General features: G+C 73.8%; 13 protein-coding genes and 1 tRNA gene. 10 read left to right on the top strand and 4 right to left on the bottom strand.

The window, feature by feature from the left end; genetic code table 11:
- Nucleotides 1-42: 42 nt before the first annotated feature.
- On the top strand, nucleotides 43-633 hold the full coding sequence (locus ACZ4Z1_RS14750) for a YqgE/AlgH family protein (RefSeq protein ID WP_206507758.1): 591 nt from the start codon (nucleotides 43-45) through the stop codon (nucleotides 631-633).
- Nucleotides 634-834: 201 nt separating this feature from the next.
- Here ACZ4Z1_RS14750 and ACZ4Z1_RS14745 read toward each other — a convergent pair whose 3' ends face one another.
- Complete coding sequence (locus ACZ4Z1_RS14745) at nucleotides 835-1788, bottom strand: LysR family transcriptional regulator (protein WP_468486949.1); 954 nt, start codon at nucleotides 1786-1788, stop codon at nucleotides 835-837.
- Between the two features lie 365 nt (nucleotides 1789-2153).
- Here ACZ4Z1_RS14745 and ACZ4Z1_RS14740 point away from each other — a divergent pair, with 365 nt between their 5' ends.
- A complete protein-coding gene (locus ACZ4Z1_RS14740) occupies nucleotides 2154-3335 on the top strand; it encodes an MFS transporter (RefSeq protein ID WP_468486948.1) in 1182 nt (393 codons plus the stop codon).
- Nucleotides 3322-3615, top strand: coding sequence for a DUF3039 domain-containing protein (locus tag ACZ4Z1_RS14735; RefSeq protein WP_031007434.1), 294 nt, complete (start codon nucleotides 3322-3324; stop codon nucleotides 3613-3615). The genes ACZ4Z1_RS14740 and ACZ4Z1_RS14735 overlap by 14 nt, the downstream gene beginning before the upstream one ends.
- 198 nt (nucleotides 3616-3813) lie before the next feature.
- Here ACZ4Z1_RS14735 and ACZ4Z1_RS14730 read toward each other — a convergent pair whose 3' ends face one another.
- Entirely contained in the window at nucleotides 3814-4239 is a 426-nt protein-coding gene (locus ACZ4Z1_RS14730; protein ID WP_468486947.1) for an SSI family serine proteinase inhibitor, read from the bottom strand.
- Between the two features lie 300 nt (nucleotides 4240-4539).
- Here ACZ4Z1_RS14730 and ACZ4Z1_RS14725 point away from each other — a divergent pair, with 300 nt between their 5' ends.
- From ACZ4Z1_RS14725 to ACZ4Z1_RS14695, 7 genes are all read left to right on the top strand, one after another.
- A complete protein-coding gene (locus ACZ4Z1_RS14725) occupies nucleotides 4540-5838 on the top strand; it encodes an extracellular solute-binding protein (protein WP_468486946.1) in 1299 nt (432 codons plus the stop codon).
- Complete coding sequence (locus ACZ4Z1_RS14720; protein ID WP_468486945.1) at nucleotides 5835-6794, top strand: carbohydrate ABC transporter permease; 960 nt, start codon at nucleotides 5835-5837, stop codon at nucleotides 6792-6794. Before ACZ4Z1_RS14725 ends, ACZ4Z1_RS14720 begins: the two co-directional genes overlap by 4 nt.
- A gap of 11 nt (nucleotides 6795-6805) precedes the next feature.
- Nucleotides 6806-7681, top strand: coding sequence for a carbohydrate ABC transporter permease (locus ACZ4Z1_RS14715; protein ID WP_468487026.1), 876 nt, complete (start codon nucleotides 6806-6808; stop codon nucleotides 7679-7681).
- 74 nt (nucleotides 7682-7755) lie between these two features.
- Complete coding sequence (locus ACZ4Z1_RS14710) at nucleotides 7756-9486, top strand: beta-N-acetylhexosaminidase (protein WP_468486944.1); 1731 nt, start codon at nucleotides 7756-7758, stop codon at nucleotides 9484-9486.
- Between the two features lie 402 nt (nucleotides 9487-9888).
- Nucleotides 9889-10785 carry an FAD binding domain-containing protein gene (locus ACZ4Z1_RS14705; protein WP_468486943.1) on the top strand — a complete coding sequence of 299 codons (897 nt, stop codon included), beginning with the start codon at nucleotides 9889-9891 and terminating at the stop codon, nucleotides 10783-10785.
- On the top strand, nucleotides 10782-13127 hold the full coding sequence (locus ACZ4Z1_RS14700) for a 2Fe-2S iron-sulfur cluster-binding protein (RefSeq protein ID WP_468486942.1): 2346 nt from the start codon (nucleotides 10782-10784) through the stop codon (nucleotides 13125-13127). Before ACZ4Z1_RS14705 ends, ACZ4Z1_RS14700 begins: the two co-directional genes overlap by 4 nt.
- Complete coding sequence (locus ACZ4Z1_RS14695) at nucleotides 13124-15454, top strand: xanthine dehydrogenase family protein molybdopterin-binding subunit (RefSeq protein ID WP_468486941.1); 2331 nt, start codon at nucleotides 13124-13126, stop codon at nucleotides 15452-15454. Before ACZ4Z1_RS14700 ends, ACZ4Z1_RS14695 begins: the two co-directional genes overlap by 4 nt.
- 208 nt (nucleotides 15455-15662) lie before the next feature.
- Here the strand turns inward: ACZ4Z1_RS14695 and ACZ4Z1_RS14690 are convergent.
- Together ACZ4Z1_RS14690 and ACZ4Z1_RS14685 are read right to left on the bottom strand one after the other, a co-directional pair.
- A tRNA-Cys gene (locus ACZ4Z1_RS14690) sits at nucleotides 15663-15734 on the bottom strand.
- 134 nt (nucleotides 15735-15868) lie between these two features.
- A complete protein-coding gene (locus tag ACZ4Z1_RS14685; protein WP_468486940.1) occupies nucleotides 15869-16732 on the bottom strand; it encodes an alpha/beta fold hydrolase in 864 nt (287 codons plus the stop codon).
- Nucleotides 16733-16751: the final 19 nt, after the last annotated feature.

Raw genomic sequence — 16751 nt, 5'->3', positions numbered from 1 at the left:
GTTGACTCCCCGCCGCGGTCCGAAGTGCGGGATCATGTCCCCATGACCGAGGTGTCCTCGCTCACCGGCCGGCTGCTCGTCGCCACACCGGCGCTCGCCGACCCGAACTTCGACCGCGCGGTGGTGCTCCTGCTCGACCATGACGAGGAGGGGTCCCTCGGCGTGGTCCTCAACCGCCCGACACCCGTGGGCGTCGGCGACATCCTGCAACCGTGGGCGCCGCTGGCCGGCGAGCCGGGCGTGGTCTTCCAGGGCGGCCCGGTCTCGCTGGACTCGGCCCTGGGCGTCGCCGTGGTGCCGGGCGGCCCCGAGACACCGGAGAGCGCGCTGGTCGGCGACGGCCCCCTGGGCTGGCGCCGGGTGCACGGCGCGATAGGGCTGGTGGACCTGGAAGCCCCGCCGGAACTGCTCTCCACGGTCCTCGGCAGCCTGCGGATCTTCGCCGGTTACGCGGGCTGGGGCCCCGGCCAGCTGGAGGACGAACTGGTCGAGGGCGCCTGGTACGTCGTCGAATCCGAACCGGGCGACGTGTCCTCCCCGGACCCGGAACAACTCTGGCGAGCGGTGCTGCGCCGCCAGCGCAACGAACTGGCCATGGTGGCCACGTACCCGGACGACCCGTCCCTCAACTGAGGGGCATGAGGCCGGGGTTCCGCCCCACGTCCCCCGGGTAAGCTCCCACTGGGGGAACGCAAGCGTTCGATTTCACCTGTAGGGCGCCCCACTTCCTGCCCGGCGGCCGCCTGCACCCCGGGGCCCGCGCCTTGCCCGCGCCCCGCGCCTCACCGAGCCGTGCGCTTCGTCCGCGTCCCGTCCGGCACCGTGCCTTCCCGCTCAGCCCCCTCCCGCCTCGCCCTCCCCACCCACCCCACTCGACCCCTCCACCCCACCCATCCCGAAGAACCGTTCCGCCAGCGGATGGGCGCCGCGGGTGGGCAGGGCGAGGCGGACGGGCACCGGCGGGGCGTTCTTCAGGCGTACGAAGCGGATGCCCGGGTGGGTGTGCCGGGTGGCGACCTCCTGCGGCGCCACGCCCACTCCGTGCCCGGCGGCCACGGCCTCCAGCCATTCGTCGAAGTTGTCCGCCGTGCAGGCCAGACGGGGGCGCCGGTTCTCGGGCCACAGTCCGGGGCGGGTGCTGCCGGTGACGGTGTTCACCACGAGCGGGTGGTCGGCCAGCTCGGCCCAGTCCAGCGCGCGGCGGCGCGCGAGGGGTGCGGCCGCGCCGCACCGGCCGACGGCGGCGACCCGTGGCTCGTGCAGCAGCACCCGGGTACGGACATCCGCGTCCGGCGGCGCGTCCCCGCGCAGCACGGCGACGTCCGACTCGCCGGTGTCCAGCCCCGCCAGCGGCGTGTCCCGCCGCACCAGCCGTACTCCGGCCCCGGTCGCCGCCTCGAACCGGGCGTTCAGCTCCGTACAGGCGCCGGGCAGCAGCGAAGTGAAACCGAGCCGCAGTACAGGCTGCCCGCCGGGGGCCCGGAGGGCGGCCGCCAGCCGGGGGAGGAGCGGCGCGAGTTCGGCGTAGAGGCGGCGGCCGTCGTCGGTCAGCTCGACGCGCCGGGTGGTGCGGTCCAGCAACCGGGTGGCGAGCGTCTCCTCCAGGGCCCGGACGGTCCTGGTCAGTGCGGGCTGCCCGACCCGGAGGCGGTCGGCGGCGTACGTGAAACTGCGCTCCTCGGCCACGGCCATGAAGGCACGCAGATGCCGCAGCTCGACACCGTCGAGCCCGTCGGCGCCGCGTGGTCCGGCCGCCGGGCCCGGCTCCGCCCCCACCGTCTCGTTCACGACGTCTTGCCACCCTTCGCTGGAACGGTTCCGCACTCACCCGCACGCGCTGCGTGCGGGCACCTCCCCGAACACCCGGAGAGCGGCTGCGCTTCCCTGGCCGGTTCGCGACGAACCGGCTCTTCTGCTCGCGGGAGGTCTGCGGCATGCCGGCACCTCAGGACTTCGCCGACGAGGCGGGCTTTCGCGCGCGCTACGCGAATCCGGGGGCCCGCACTCATTCCTCACTATGCGGATCCGGGGCCCCGCATCCATTCCTCCCAGACATCAATTCCCCCTCCCAGGCATTTCCCCCACCATCCGGAGCCCGCCTACGTTTCCCCGGTCGATGCACACGAGCAGGCGGGACAGGGGAGTTGGCGACGGTGCGCAAGGTCTGGTTGCTGGCGTTGGGGGCGTTCGGCCTCGGGTTGGACGCGTATGTGACGGCGGGGCTGTTGCCCGTGGTCGCGCGGGATCTCGGTACGACGGTGTCACTGGCCGGGCAGATGGTGACGGTATTCACGCTGGCGTACGCGGTGGCCGCGCCACTGGTCGCGGGGGTGCTGGCGGGTGTGCGGCCGCGGCTGGTCATTCTGGTGGCGCTCTCGGTGTTCACGATCGGGAATGGTGCTACGGCGCTCGCGCCCGCGCTCGGTGTGCTGCTGGGCGCCCGGGTCGTCGCGGGCGCCGGGGCCGGGGTCTACGCGGCGCTGTCGACGGCTGCCGCTTCGGCGCTGGTGCCGGCCGAGCGGCGGGGGCGGGCGCTGGCATTGGTGATGGGTGGCATGAGTACCGGGACGGTGCTCGGGGTGCCGGTGGGGGTGCTGCTGGCCGAGCAGGCGGGGTGGCGGGCGACGATGTGGCTGGTCACGGGGTTGGGAGCGGTTGCCCTGGTGGGGCTGGCCGGGCTGTTGCCGTCCGTGCCGGCCGATCCGCCGGTACCGGTGCGGGCGCGGCTGGCCGCTGTCGCGGACCGGGAGGTGGCGCCGGTCGTCGGTGTGTCGTTCCTGGCTGCCGTGGCGAGTCTGGGGCTCTATACGTATCTCGCGCCGGTGCTGGCTTCCGCGGGCGGGGTGGACGAGGTCGCGCCGTACCTGTGGGCTTGGGGGATCGGCGGGGTGCTGGGGAGTCTGGTGGCCGGGCCGCTGGTGGACCGTACGGGGAAGGTCGCGGGCCTGGTCGGCGGGGTGCTGGTGACGGTGGCCGCGGCCCAGGCGCTGCTGCCGCTGCTGGCCTCCGCCGCGCTGCCGGGCGCGGCCGCGGTCCTGGTGCTCTGGGGTGCGGCGGGCTGGGCGCTGCAGGTGCCGCAGCAGCACCGGCTGCTCGCGCTGCGCGACGACCGGGGCACGGTCGCGCTCGCCCTGAACAATTCGGCGCTCTACCTGGGCAGCGCGGTGGGCTCCGCGCTGGGCGGGCTGGCCCTCGCGGCGGGGGCCGAGGCGTACGTGCTGCCGTGGGCGGCGGCCGGTGTCGCGGCCCTCGGGCTGGCCCTTCATCTGTGGGCGGGCCGCCGCTCCCGGCACGCCGCGCGCGTCGGTACCCTTGGCGGTTATGAGCACTGTTGAGCCCGAGCGCGGGGCAGGTACGGGGACCCTCGTAGAGCCGACGCCGCAGACGTCGCACGGTGACGGCGATCACGAGCGCTACGCCCACTATGTCCAGAAGGACAAGATCATGGCGAGCGCGCTCGACGGAACTCCCGTCGTCGCTCTCTGCGGCAAGGTGTGGGTCCCGGGCCGTGACCCGAAGAAGTACCCGGTCTGCCCCATGTGCAAGGAGATCTACGAGTCCATGGGCGCCGGCGGCGACAAGGACAAGGGCGGCAAGGACGGCGGCAAGAAGTAGCCCGTCCGTCCGGAGCCGTCGCGCCGTCGCGCGGCTCCCTGCCCGTCTCGCGCCTATCCGGCCCGTTCCGTACGAGGAGCGGGCCGTACGCGTGCTGCGCGCCGCACCCGGAGGTGCGCCGGGGCGCACGTACCGGGGCGCACCGAGGCCCGGCCCCCGCGTGGGGGCCGGGCCTCTGGTGTCGGTGCGTCGTGGGTGTCAGTCGCGCCAGGGGGTGAGGTTGAAGATGTCGCCGCTCTCGGCGTTGGCGATGCACTGGTTCGGATAGGTCTTCTGGTAGGCGGTCGTCTTGCCGTGCCAGGTGCCGTGGGCCATGACCGTGACCGGCTGGTAGATCTTCGGGCAGGGACGGTGGTCTTTCGGGACGCGGGTGTAGTCGCCGTTGGCGATGGCCAGCTTGAGGCAGGAGCCCGCCGGGTCCGGGTGGCTGCCGCCGGTCGGGAAGCAGCGCAGGTAGGCGGCGGCGAGGATGGGCCCGGAGGGATCGGTGCCCTCGTGGATGGCGATGTGCTGGCGGCCGCCGGTCTCCGGCTTGGCCTCCGCGGTGGCGGGGGTGGCGGCGAAGGGCAGCAGGCCCAGGGTGGCGACGGCCAGCAGTGCGGTGCGTACGGGTCTTGCGCGCATGGGTTCGGTCGGTCCTTTGCGTGTCGTGCGGCTGGGAGCTGCTTCCAGGGGGTGCTGCCGGGGACCGGTCCGCGCGGACGGGGTCCGGGGCTGCTTCTGGGAGCCGAGGAGGGACATCTGATTCATAGATAGACGTACCGGGGCGTATTGGCGGCGATTGTGGGCCAGTGGTGGCGTGTCGCCCGTGCCGGTGGCTGATCGGCTCTTGTGGGGGAGCGTCGGCGCGCTTAGCCTCCTGAGGATTGTGCATGGCGAAACGCTCGTTGCGCATGCTGCAACGTTCCTTTCAGGGGGTCCCCAATGCAGCTCTCCGCCCGAACAGCCGCCCGCGCGGCCGCACTTGCCCTGGCCGTCGTCACCGCCGCCGGCTGCGCCCCGTCCACCTCGGGCGGCGGCGCCAAGGAGGACAGCAAGACCGGCACGCTGCGGGTCTGGCTCTTCCAGGAGGTCAACAACAAGCCCAAGGAAGAAGTCGTCCGCAAGGCGGTGGCCGGCTTCGAGGCCGCACACAAGGGCACGAAGGTCGACGTGGACTACATCCCGGTCGACACCCGTGCCCAGCGCATCAAGGCCGCCTTCAACGACCCGAAGAGCGCGCCCGACGTCATCGAGTACGGGAACACCGACACCGCCGGGTACGTGAAGGACGGCGGCCTGGCCGATGTGTCCCAGGAGTTCGGCGCCTGGCAGGACGCCAAGGACACCGACCCGACGGCCAGGGAGTCGGTGACCGTGGACGGCAAGGTCTACGGCGCGCCGCTGTTCGTCGGCGTCCGGGCGCTGTACTACCGCACCGACGTCTTCGAGGACCTGGGCATCCCCGTGCCCACCACCCAGGACGAGATCGCCACGGCCGCCCGCAAGATCCGCAAGGAGCGGCCGGAGCTGTACGGGATCGCCGTCGGCGGCGCGTACACGTACGGAGCGCTGCCCTTCCTGTGGGCGCACGGCGGCGAGCTGGCGACCGGCAAGGGCGAGTCGTACACCGCCGCCGTGGACAGCCCGAAGGCGCAGGCGGGCATCAAGGCGTACGCGGACCTCTTCGGCGACGCCAACTGCCCGGCCGCCAAATGCGCCGAGATGGGCGGCAACGACACCGTCGCCGCCTTCGCCGCCGGCAAGGCGGGCATGGCGATCGGCGGCGACTTCAGCCATCAGGCGATGGAGGACGGCAAGGTCAAGGGCAAGTACGCGGTCGTACCGCTGCCCGGCACCACGAAGGGATCGATCGCCCCCGCCTTCGCGGGTGGCAACAACATCGGCGTGCTGAAGAGCAGCGCGCACCGCACGCTGGCCGTGGACCTGATGAAGCAGCTGGCCGGCAAGGACACCCAGCGGCGGCTGTTCGACGCGATGGGCTTCCTGCCGACGTACGGCGACGTACGGGCCGAGGCGGCGAAGAAGCAGCCGTTCGTCCGGCCCTTCGTGCGGACGCTGGAGGCGGGCGCCAAGTTCGTGCCGGCGTCCCCGGCCTGGGGCACCATCGACTCCTCGCTGGTGCTGCCGACGATGTACCAGGAGATCGTCAGCGGCCGCAAGGACGTCGCCACGGCCTCCGGTGACGCGGCCGAGAAGATGGACGAGGCGTTCAAGAAGTGACGCTCACGGTCAAGGACGTACGTGCCGGGGGCGGCCGGACACCGTTCACCGGCCGCCGCCGCCCGCGGCCGCCGTCCCGGCACGGGAGCCGCTGGACCCCGTGGCTCTACCTCGCCCCCGCCCTGGTCGTCCTGGGCGGACTGCTGGTCTACCCGATCTACCAGCTCGGCCTGATCTCCTTCCTCGAATACACCCAGGCCCAGGTCAGCGGCGGCGAGCCGACCAGCTTCAAGGGGCTGGCGAACTACGCCGAACTGCTCGGCGACGGCCGGTTCTGGCAGGTACTGCTGGCGACCGTGGTGTTCGCCGCGGCCTGCGTCCTGTGCACCCTGGCCGTCGGCTGCTCGTTCGCCGTCCTGCTCACCCGGATACGGGCGGTGCCGCGGCTGGCCCTGATGCTCGCCGCACTCGGCGCCTGGGCCACCCCCGCCATCACCGGCTCCACCGTCTGGGTCTTCCTCTTCGACCCCGACTTCGGGCCGGTCAACCGGGTGCTGGGCCTCGGCGACTTCTCCTGGACCTACGGGCGCTACAGCGCCTTCGCGCTGGTCCTGCTGGAGGTCGTGTGGTGCTCGTTCCCGTTCGTGATGGTGACCGTCTACGCGGGCATCCGCGCCATCCCGGGCGAGGTGCTGGAGGCGGCCGCCATGGACGGCGCGTCGCAGTGGCGGATCTGGCGCTCGGTCATGGCGCCGATGCTGCGGCCGATCCTCGTCGTCGTCACCATCCAGTCCGTCATCTGGGACTTCAAGGTCTTCACTCAGATCTACGTCATGACCAACGGCGGTGGCATCGCCGGGCAGAACCTCGTACTGAACGTGTACGCCTACCAGAAGGCGTTCGCCTCGTCCCAGTACAGCCTGGGCTCGGCGATCGGCATCGTGATGCTGCTGATCCTGCTGGCCGTCACGCTCGTCCACCTGCGCCTGCTGCGCCGTCAGGGGGAGGAACTGTGAGTACGGTCCGTATGCCGAGCCGTACGCCGGTCCGTACGCCGCGGATCCGGCGGCCCGGACGACTGGCCGCCGAGGCGGGCGCGCTGCTGCTCGCCGCCCTCGTCGCCTTCCCCCTCTACTGGATGGTGCTGTCCGCCTTCAAACCGGCGGGCGAGATCCAGTCCACCGAGCCGCTGCCCTGGACCCTGCACCCCTCGCTGGACGCCTTCCGGAGGGTCTTCCAACAGCAGGACTTCGGGCGCTACTTCCTCAACAGCCTGTTCGTGGCGGGCGTCGTCGTCATCGTCTCCGCGCTGATCGCCTTCCTCGCGGCCACCGCCGTCACCCGCTTCCGCTTCCGGTTCCGTACGACGCTGCTGATCATGTTCCTGGTCGCGCAGATGGTGCCGGTCGAGGCGCTGACCATCCCGCTGTTCTTCCTGATGCGGGACGTCGGCGACACGGTGCCCGGCATCGGCCTGAACACCCTCGGCTCACTGATCCTGCCGCACCTCGCCTTCTCCCTGCCCTTCGCCATCTGGATGCTGCGCGGCTTCGTCCGGGCCGTGCCCGAGGCGCTGGAGGAGGCCGCCTGCCTGGACGGCGCGTCCCGCGCCCGCTTCCTGTGGCAGATCCTCTTCCCGCTCGTCTTCCCCGGCCTCGTCGCGACCAGCGTCTTCTCCTTCATCAGCACCTGGAACGACTTCCTCTTCGCCAAGTCCTTCATCATCAGCGCCACCGAGAACTCCACCCTCCCGATGGCCCTGCTGGTCTTCTTCAAGCCCGACGAGAACGACTGGGGCGGCATCATGGCGGCCTCGACCGTGATGACGGTGCCCGTCCTGGTGTTCTTCGTGCTCGTCCAGCGCAGGCTGGTGTCGGGCCTGGGCGGCGCGGTGAAGGACTGAGATGCCCGCGACCGGTGGTTCTGCCCGTTCCTCCTCCCACCCCCCCTTTAGCCCCTGAACGGAAGGGTCAGCACATGGACGACGCAGCGACGGCGGACGCCGCCGGTACGGAGACCGCCCGTACCGAGACCGCCCGTACCGAGACCGCCCGTACGGACACCGCCCGTACGGACACCGCCCTGATACCGCAGCCACGCGACATCCGCCCCGGGGACGGCGCGTTCCTCCTGGGCCCGGGGACCGTGCTGGACGCCGGACCCGGTACGGAAGCCACCGCGGCCTGGCTGCGCGGCACCGTCGGCGCCGCGACCGGCCTGCCGCTCCCACCCGGGACCGGGGACGGCGCCGACGGCGGCGTCGTCCGCCTGCGCGTCGACGCAAAGACCGCCGACGCGCTCGGCCCCGAGGGCTACCGGCTGTCGGCCGGCAGCGGCGGCGTCACCCTCCTCGGCGGCGGCGCGGCAGGCACCTTCTGGGGCGCGCAGACCCTGCGGCAGCTCCTCGGCCCCGACGCGCACCGCCGCGCGCCGCTGCGCCCCGGCCGGCGCTGGTCCGTACCGGCCGTACGCATCGAGGACGCGCCCCGCTTCGCCTGGCGCGGCATGATGCTCGACGTCGCCCGCCACTTCCTGCCCAAGGACGGCGTGCTGCGCTACCTCGACCTGCTCGCTGCGCACAAGCTCAACGTCCTGCACTTCCACCTCACCGACGACCAGGGCTGGCGGATCGAGATCGAACGCCACCCGCGGCTCACCGAGGCCGGCGCCTGGCGCGAGCGCACCAAGCTCGGCCACCGGGCCTCCCCTCTGTGGGACGACCGGCCGCACGGCGGCTACTACACCCAGGACGACATCCGCGAGATCGTGGCCTACGCCGCCGCGCGGCACATCACCGTCGTCCCGGAGATCGACATCCCGGGCCACTCGCAGGCCGCCATCGCCGCATACCCGGAACTGGGCAACACCGACGTCATCGACACCAACTCCCTCAAGCCGTGGGACACGTGGGGCATCAACCCGAACATACTGGCCCCCACTGACAACACCCTCCGCTTCTACGAAGGGGTGCTGGAGGAGGTCCTCGCCCTCTTCCCGTCCCGTTTCGTGCACATCGGCGGCGACGAGTGCCCCAAGGACCAGTGGCGCGCGTCCCCTTGCGCCCAGGCCCGTATCGAGGAACTGGGGCTGGCCGGCGAGGATGAGCTGCAGAGCTGGTTCATCCGGCACTTCGACCGCTGGCTCGCCGACCGCGGCCGCCGCCTGATCGGGTGGGACGAGATCCTGGAGGGCGGCCTCGCACCGGGCGCCGCGGTGTCCTCCTGGCGCGGCTACGCGGGCGGTGTCGCCGCCGCCCGCGCGGGCCACGACGTCGTCATGTGCCCGGAGCAGCAGGTCTACCTGGACCACCGGCAGGACGGCGGCCCCGACGAACCCGTGCCGATCGGCTACGTACGGACTCTGGAGGACGTCTACCGCTTCGAGCCGGTGCCGCCGCAGCTCACGCCGGAACAGGCCGCCCACGTCCTCGGTACCCAGGCCAACGTCTGGACCGAGGTGATGGAGAACCAGCAGCGCCTCGACTACCAGGTCTTCCCGCGGCTCGCCGCGTTCGCCGAGGTGGCCTGGTCGCAGCTGCCGCCCCCCGAGGAGCGCGACCACACCGGCTTCACCCGCCGGATGGACACCCATTACCACCGCCTGGACGCCCTCGGCGTCGACTACCGGCCGCCCGGTGGCCCCTTCCCGTGGCAACGGCGCCCCGGGTTGCTCGGACGCCCGATCGAGGGGGCGCCCCCAAACGTGTGAGCCGGGGCGGATGCGGGCGGCCGGAGCGGCCGGTTGCTGGGACGGTGGTTCCCGCGCAGCGCACTCGACCAGCCAAGGTGATGTATGTCCGGTAAGCCGCACCAGGTGTCCTCGGGAGCGCCCGCCCGCACGCCGCACGGCCCCAGGCCGCCGGCGCCCGCCCGCACGCCGCACGGCCGGGCGGCGGAGCCCCACTCCGGTTCGCGTCCGGAACATCCCGAACGCCCCGAACACCGGCCATGTCCCGTCCATCGGGCGCCCCCTGTCGCACGGGGGCGCCCAGAAGCCGGGCCCTAGCGCCGCGGGCCTGCAAAGATGTGCCAGAGTTGCCACGTCCGGACCGTGAGCACGTACCGTACGGCGGAGCGGAACAGCCGGGACACCGGGGAAGGGGCAGCTGGGTTGACCACGCACGCACCGCAGGCTTCGCAATCGGTGACGTTGCCGGCCTCGCTCGACGAGGCCGTGGCGGCGCTCGCCGCCATGCCCGCCGCCGTGCCCGTCGCGGGCGGTACGGACCTGATGGCCGCCGTCAACTCCGGGCTGCTGCGGCCCGCGGGACTGGTGGGCCTCGGCCGGATCAGCGAGATCCGCGGCTGGCAGTACCAGGACGGCCACGCCCTGCTCGGCGCGGGCCTGACCCTCGCCCGGATGGGCCGCCCCGACTTCGCCGCGCTCATCCCGGGCCTGGCCGCCGCCGCCCGCGCCGCCGGCCCCCCGCAGGTACGCAACGCCGGCACCCTCGGCGGCAACATCGTCACCTCCGCGCCCACCGGCGACACCCTGCCGGTGCTCGCCGCCCTCGAAGCCGACCTCGTCGTCGCCGGCCCCGGCGGCGCCCGCCGCGAGGTCCCCGTCAGCCACCTGCTGGCCGGGCGCGAGATGCTGCGCCCCGGCGAACTCGTCGGCTACGTACGGGTACCGCTGCTGCACGCCCCGCAGACCTTCCTCAAGGCCACCGGCCGCACCGGCCCCGGACGCGCCACCGCCTCGGTGGCCCTCGTCCTGGACCCGGCCCGGCGCGGCGTGCGCTGCGCGGTCGGCGCGGTGGCCGCCATGCCGCTGCGGCCTCTGGAGGCCGAGCAGTGGGTGGCCTCCATCATCGACTGGGACGGCGAACGCAAGCTGGTGCCCGAGGCGCTGGCCGCCTTCGGCGACTACGTGGCCGCCGCCTGCATCCCCGACCCGCCCCCGCCGCACGACGGCACGGAACCGCAGACCCTGCCGCCCGCCGCGCTGCACCTGCGCCGTACGGTGGCGGCCCTGGCCCGCCGAGCACTTGGGAGGGCGCTCTCGTGAGCGACGCCGACAGCCCCGACCGTCCCGACCGGCGCAACAGCCCCGAGGACACCCAGCCACTGCGTGTGGTGCGGCCGCAGGACCGCCAGCGGTGGGAGCCGCTGCCGCAGGGCAACGAGTACGAGTCGGAGGCCACCGCCTTCGTCCAGCTCCCGGACGGCTTCACCAGCGGCCCGTACCCGGGCGGTTACGGCTACCGGGCCTACCCGGACGCGCACGGCACCGGCGCGCCGGACGCCCACGGCGGCGTGCCCGGCACCGGCGAGCACGGCGGATACGCCGCCGACCCGCTCGCCGCACCCGGCCACGGCTACACCCCGCCGTCCTCCTTCGCGCCGCCCACCCCGGGGGCGACGACCGACCCGGCGGCCACCGGGCAGTGGACGATGCCGTTCGCGGACGCCCCGGCCACCGGCCTGCCCGCGCACGGCATGCCGGGCGACGGCGCGCACACCGGCGCACCGGGCGGCCACTACGGCGACGGCCAGGACGGCGCGTCGCACGGCCTCTGGCCCGCGGCGAGCAGCGACGGATCCAGCGGCACCACCGGCCAGTGGGCGATCCCGACCGCCCCGGACGAGGTGCTGGAGGAGTCCGGCGAGTACCTGCTCGGCGACGACCGTACGCACCCTGCCTCCGGGTACGGCAACGCGTACGGGCCCTTCGACCACGGACACGGCCACGGACACGGCCCGGACCCGGCGGCGACCGGGCAGTGGAACTTCACCACCGACCAGCACCCCGGCACCGGCCACCTGCCGTACGACCAGCAGGCGCACCGGCCCGCCGACCAGGTGACGCCCGGCTACGACCCCGGCCTCGGCATGCCCGCGGCCGGCGACACCGCGGGCGGCGGCGCGGGCAACTGGTCCCTGCCCGCCGACGCGCTGGCCCAGTGGCCGCCACGCTCCGAACCGCTCGACGAGCCCCGTACGGAGCCGGACGGCGAGACGGGCGCGGTACCGGCGCACGGCGAGGCGGCGCCACACGACGATGTGCGGCCGCATCAGGAGCCGGAGCCGACGCCGGAGGCCGGAAAGGACGCCGTCCAGGCCGCCCCGGAGCCCGCGTCCGGGCCGATCGCCCTCGGCCCGGCTGCCGCCGACACGGCCGGGACCGCGGAACCGGCCGTGGAGGGGACCGTGGACGGGGCCGAGCCGTCCGCCGCCGAGGCGCGTACGGAAGAGGCCGGGGCTGCCCCGGAAGCCGGCGGCCACGTCACCACGGACGCGCCTCCGGCTGCCGATGTCCGGCCCGCCGCTCCCGAGGCGGCCGGGCCGGAGGCCGCTGCCGATGGCGGGCCCGCCGAGGCCGCGGTGCCCGAGACCGGAGCCGATGCCGGAGCCGGTGACCAAGCCGCCCCCGACGCCCCAGCGGACGCCCCCGAGACCGCGGCGGACGCTTCCGGTCCCGCGGCCGCCCCCGAGGCCGCGACGGACGCTCCCGGGCACGCGGCCGCCCCCGCGGAGCCCGCCACGCCCGCGGAACCCGCAACCGTCCCGGACGGCGCCCCCGCGGAGCCCGTCGCCGCGGCCGAAGAGCCGCCCGCAGCACCGGAACCGGCACCCGAACCGGCCGCGGGCCCGGCGGAAACCCCCGCCCCCGGCCCCCTCGAAACCGGAACCGACGCCGCCCCCTCCACCACCGACCCCGAACTCACCGACCCCGACCCCGCCGACCCCCACGACGAACACCCCCACACCTCCTACGTCCTGACCGTCAACGGCACCGACCGTCCCGTCACCGACGCCTGGATCGGCGAGTCGCTGCTGTACGTGCTGCGCGAGCGCCTCGGCCTCGCCGGGGCCAAGGACGGCTGCTCGCAGGGCGAGTGCGGGGCCTGTTCCGTCCAGGTCGACGGGCGGCTCGTGGCGTCGTGCCTGGTGCCCGCCGCGACCACCGCGGGCAGTGAGATCCGTACGGTCGAGGGCCTGGCGCAGCACGGCGCGCCCTCCGACGTGCAGTGCGCCCTGGCCGAATCCGGCGCCGTACAGTGCGGTTTCTGCATCCCCGGCATGGCGATGACCGTCCACGACCTGCTGGAGGGCAACCACGCCCCCACCGAGCTGGAGACCCGCCAGGCCCTGTGCGGCAACCTGTGCCGCTGCTCGGGCTACCGGGGCGTGCTCGACGCGGTCAACGAGGTCGTACGGACCCGGGCCGAGGCCGCGGCGGCCGCCGAAGAGGCCGCTGCCGCCGCCCCCGAGGAGCCCGGCACCCCCCGCATCCCCCACCAGGCGGGCCCCGCCGACCCGCAGGGCCCCGCTTCCCACGGCCACCACCCCCACGGGCCGCACCCCCACGGCCCGGGCGCTGATCCGCAGTCCGGAGGCTCCGTATGACCGGCACATCCGAGGGCGCCGGCGCCGTCACCGCGACCCCCGCCGCGGGCATCCGTCCCGGTGGACCCGCCGACCCGCCGCCGCACGGCCTCGGCGTCTCCCTCCCGTCCGCTGACGCGCCCGCCAAGACCGAGGGCGTCTTCCCGTACGCCTCCGACCTGTGGGCCGAGGGCCTGCTGTGGGCCGCGATCCTGCGCTCCCCGTACCCCAGCGCCCGCATCCTCTCCGTCGACACCAAGCAGGCCGTGGAGATGCCGGGCGTACGGGCCGTCGTCACGCACGCCGACGTGCCGGGCGACGCCGGGCACGGCAGGGGCACGCCCGACCGCCCGGTCTTCGCCCACGACGTGGTCCGGTACCACGGCGAGCCGATCGCCGCCGTCGCCGCCGACCACCCCGACACGGCCCGGCTGGCCGCGGCCGCCATCGAGGTCGAGTACGAGATCCAGGAGCCGGTCACCGACCCGCAACTGGCCTTCGAGGCCGAGCCGCTGCACCCGGACGGCAACCTGATCCGGCACATCCCGCTGCACTTCGGCGACCCGGACGTGGTGGGCGAGACCATCGTCGAAGGCCTGTACCGCATCGGCCGCCAGGACCCGGCGCCGATCGGTGCCGAGGCCGGGCTCGCGGTGCCGCGCCCGGACGGCGGCGTGGAGATCTACACCGCCTCCACCGACCCGCACACCGACCGCGACCTGGCCGCCGCCTGCTTCGGGCTGGCGCCGGAACGGGTCCGTGTCGTCGTCACCGGCGTGCCCGGCGCCACCGCGGACCGTGAGGACCCGGGCATGCAGCTCTCCCTCGGGCTGCTGGCGCTGCGCACCGGCTGCCCGGTCAAACTGGCCGCCACCCGCGAGGAGTCCTTCCTCGGGCACGCCCACCGCCACCCCACCCTGCTGCGCTACCGCCACCACGCGGACGCCGAGGGCAAGCTGGTCAAGGTCGAGGCGCAGATCCTGATGGACGCGGGCGCGTACGCGGACACCTCCGCCGAAGCGCTGGCGGCCGCCGTGTCGTTCGCCTGCGGCCCGTACGTCGTGCCGCACGCCTTCATCGAGGGCTGGGCGGTGCGCACGAACAACCCGCCGTCCGGGCACCTGCGCGGCGAGGGCGCGATGCAGGTCTGCGCCGCGTACGAGGGCCAGATGGACAAGCTGGCCGCCAAGCTCGGCATGGACCCGGCCGAACTGCGGCTGCGCAACGTCATGGCCACCGGCGACCTGCTGCCCACCGGCCAGACCGTCACCTGCCCGGCGCCGGTCGCCGAACTGCTGCGCGCCGTCAAGGACGAGCCGCTGCCCGAACTCCCCAAGGACGCCCCGCAGGAGGACTGGCTGCTGCCCGGCGGCCTGGAGGGCGCGGGCGAGCCGTCCGCGGTGCGCCGCGGCGTCGGGTACGCGCTCGGCATGGTCCACATGCTCGGCGCGGAGGGCACCGACGAGGTGTCCACCGCCACGGTCAAGGTCAGCGGCTCGGTCGCCACCGTGCTGTGCGCCGCCGTGGAGACCGGCTCCGGCTTCTCGACCCTCGCGCGGCAGATCGTCCAGGAGACCCTGGGCATCGAAGAGGTGCACGTGGCGGGCGTCGACACCGACCAGCCGTCCGCCGGGCGCGCCTGCCACAGCCGCCACACCTGGGTGTCCGGCGGCGCGGTCGAACGCGCCGCCAAGATGGTCCGTACGCAGCTCCTCCAGCCCCTCGCCCACAAGTTCGGCATGTCCACCGAACTCCTCCAGATCAACGACGGCAAGATCACCTCGTACGACGGCGTCCTCAGCACCACCGTCGCCGAAGCCCTCGACGGCAAGGAACTCTGGGCCACCGCCCAGTGCCGCCCGCACCCCACCGAGCCTCTCGACGAGAGCGGCCAGGGCGACGCCTTCGTCGGGCTCGCCTTCTGCGCGATCCGCTGCGTCGCGGACGTCGACATCGAACTCGGCACCATCCGTGTCGTCGAGATGACCGTCGCCCAGGACGTCGGCCGCGTCCTGAACCCGCGCCAGCTCCGCGCCCGGATCGAGGCGGGCGTCACCCAGGGCCTCGGCACCGCCCTGATGGAGAACCTGCGCACCACCCGCGGCCGGATCCGCCACCCCGACCTCACCGGCTACCCCCTGCCCACGGCCCTCGACGCCCCCGACATCCGCATCGTCAAACTCGTCGAGGAACGCGACGTCGTCGCCCCCTTCGGCGCCAAACCCGCCAGCGCCGTCCCGGTCGTCACCTCCCCGGCCGCCGTGGCCTCCGCCGTCCGCGCCGCCACCGGCCGCCCGATAGGACGCCTGCCGATCCGGCCGCAGGCGGCGGTGGCACAGCAGCAGTAGGCGCCGTACGCGCGTGAAGGTGGCTCCCGCACTGGCCGGAATGGCCGCGTTTCCCAGCGATGTGAGTCCGCCGTGCAGGGGACCACGCTGCACGTGCAAGCCGGCGAACCGTCGGTGCTGGGCGCCCCCGGGGGGCCAGCAGCAGTAGTCGCCCGCGCACATTCGGGAGGGCGGCCCCGTCCGGGCGGGGCCGCCCTCTCGCTTTCCGAGGCCGTGACAGGATTCGAACCTGCGTAACCGGATTTGCAGTCCGGTCCCTGAACCGCTCGGGCACACGGCCGTGATGAGGCGATGCACCGAGGTTAGGCCGGGGGGCCGGGGGAGGGGCAAGGGTTTCGGGCGGGCTGCCATGAGGTTGCAATGCGGTGTTCACGCGTCCGGTTGGCCGGGGCCCCAGGGGTGTGCCGCCGTCGCTCAGGGCGCGTGCAGGAACTCCTCCACCGCTCGGCGGAACTGCTCGGGTTCGTCGATCCAGGGGTAGTGGCCCGCCTCGGGCAGGTGGTGTGTGCGTCCCTCAGGGAAGGACCCGGCGGCCAGTTCGCCCGCCCGTACGCCCGTCACCGCGTCGTGGCCGCCGGTCAGGACCAGCACCGGGCACGTCACCTCGCGCAGGCCCGTCAGCAGGGTCCGGCGGGCCGGTTCGTCCACGCCCTGCCAGAAGCCGGCTCGCGGCACCGGGTTCAACTGCTCGCCCTCCGCCGCTGCGTGGGCCTGCTGGGGTGCCTCCCAGCGCCCGTACGCGAGCGGGGCCGCAAGCGGCAGCAGGTCGCGTACCTCCGTCGTGTCGGACGTCCCTGCCAAGCGCTGTACCGCCGCCGACGCCTCGGGCCACCATGTCTCGTGCGAGCGCGAGGCGAAGATCTCCGGGGCGTCGTCGGGGAGTTCTCCCTGGACGCGCGAGCCGGGGCAGACCAGGACGAGCCGGGTGAGGCGGTCCGGGTACGCGGCCGCGTACGCCTGCGCGGTCGCCGCCCCGGCGTCGTGCGCGAGCAGCGCGAACCGCTCCAGGCCCAGGTGCGCGCGCAGTGCCTCCAGGTCCTCGGCCAGGTGCGGGAACGCGTATCGGGACGGGTCGGCGGCGGGCGGGGAGGCGCCGGTGCCCCGGCTGTCCGGGATGATCAACTGTCGCCGCTCCGCCAGGTTGCCCAGATCGCCCAGGTACGCGGCGTCCCGTGCCGGGCCGCCCGCCAGGCACACCAGGGGCGGCAGCCCGGAACCGTCCGGGCCGAGCACGCGGTAGTGCAGGTCGGCGTTGTCGTAGCTGGTGAAGTACGGCATGGGAACAGCTTGCCGTACG

Source organism: Streptomyces sp. NPDC030165 (assembly GCF_055573595.1).
This window is presented reverse-complemented; position numbering and strand designations above follow the sequence as displayed.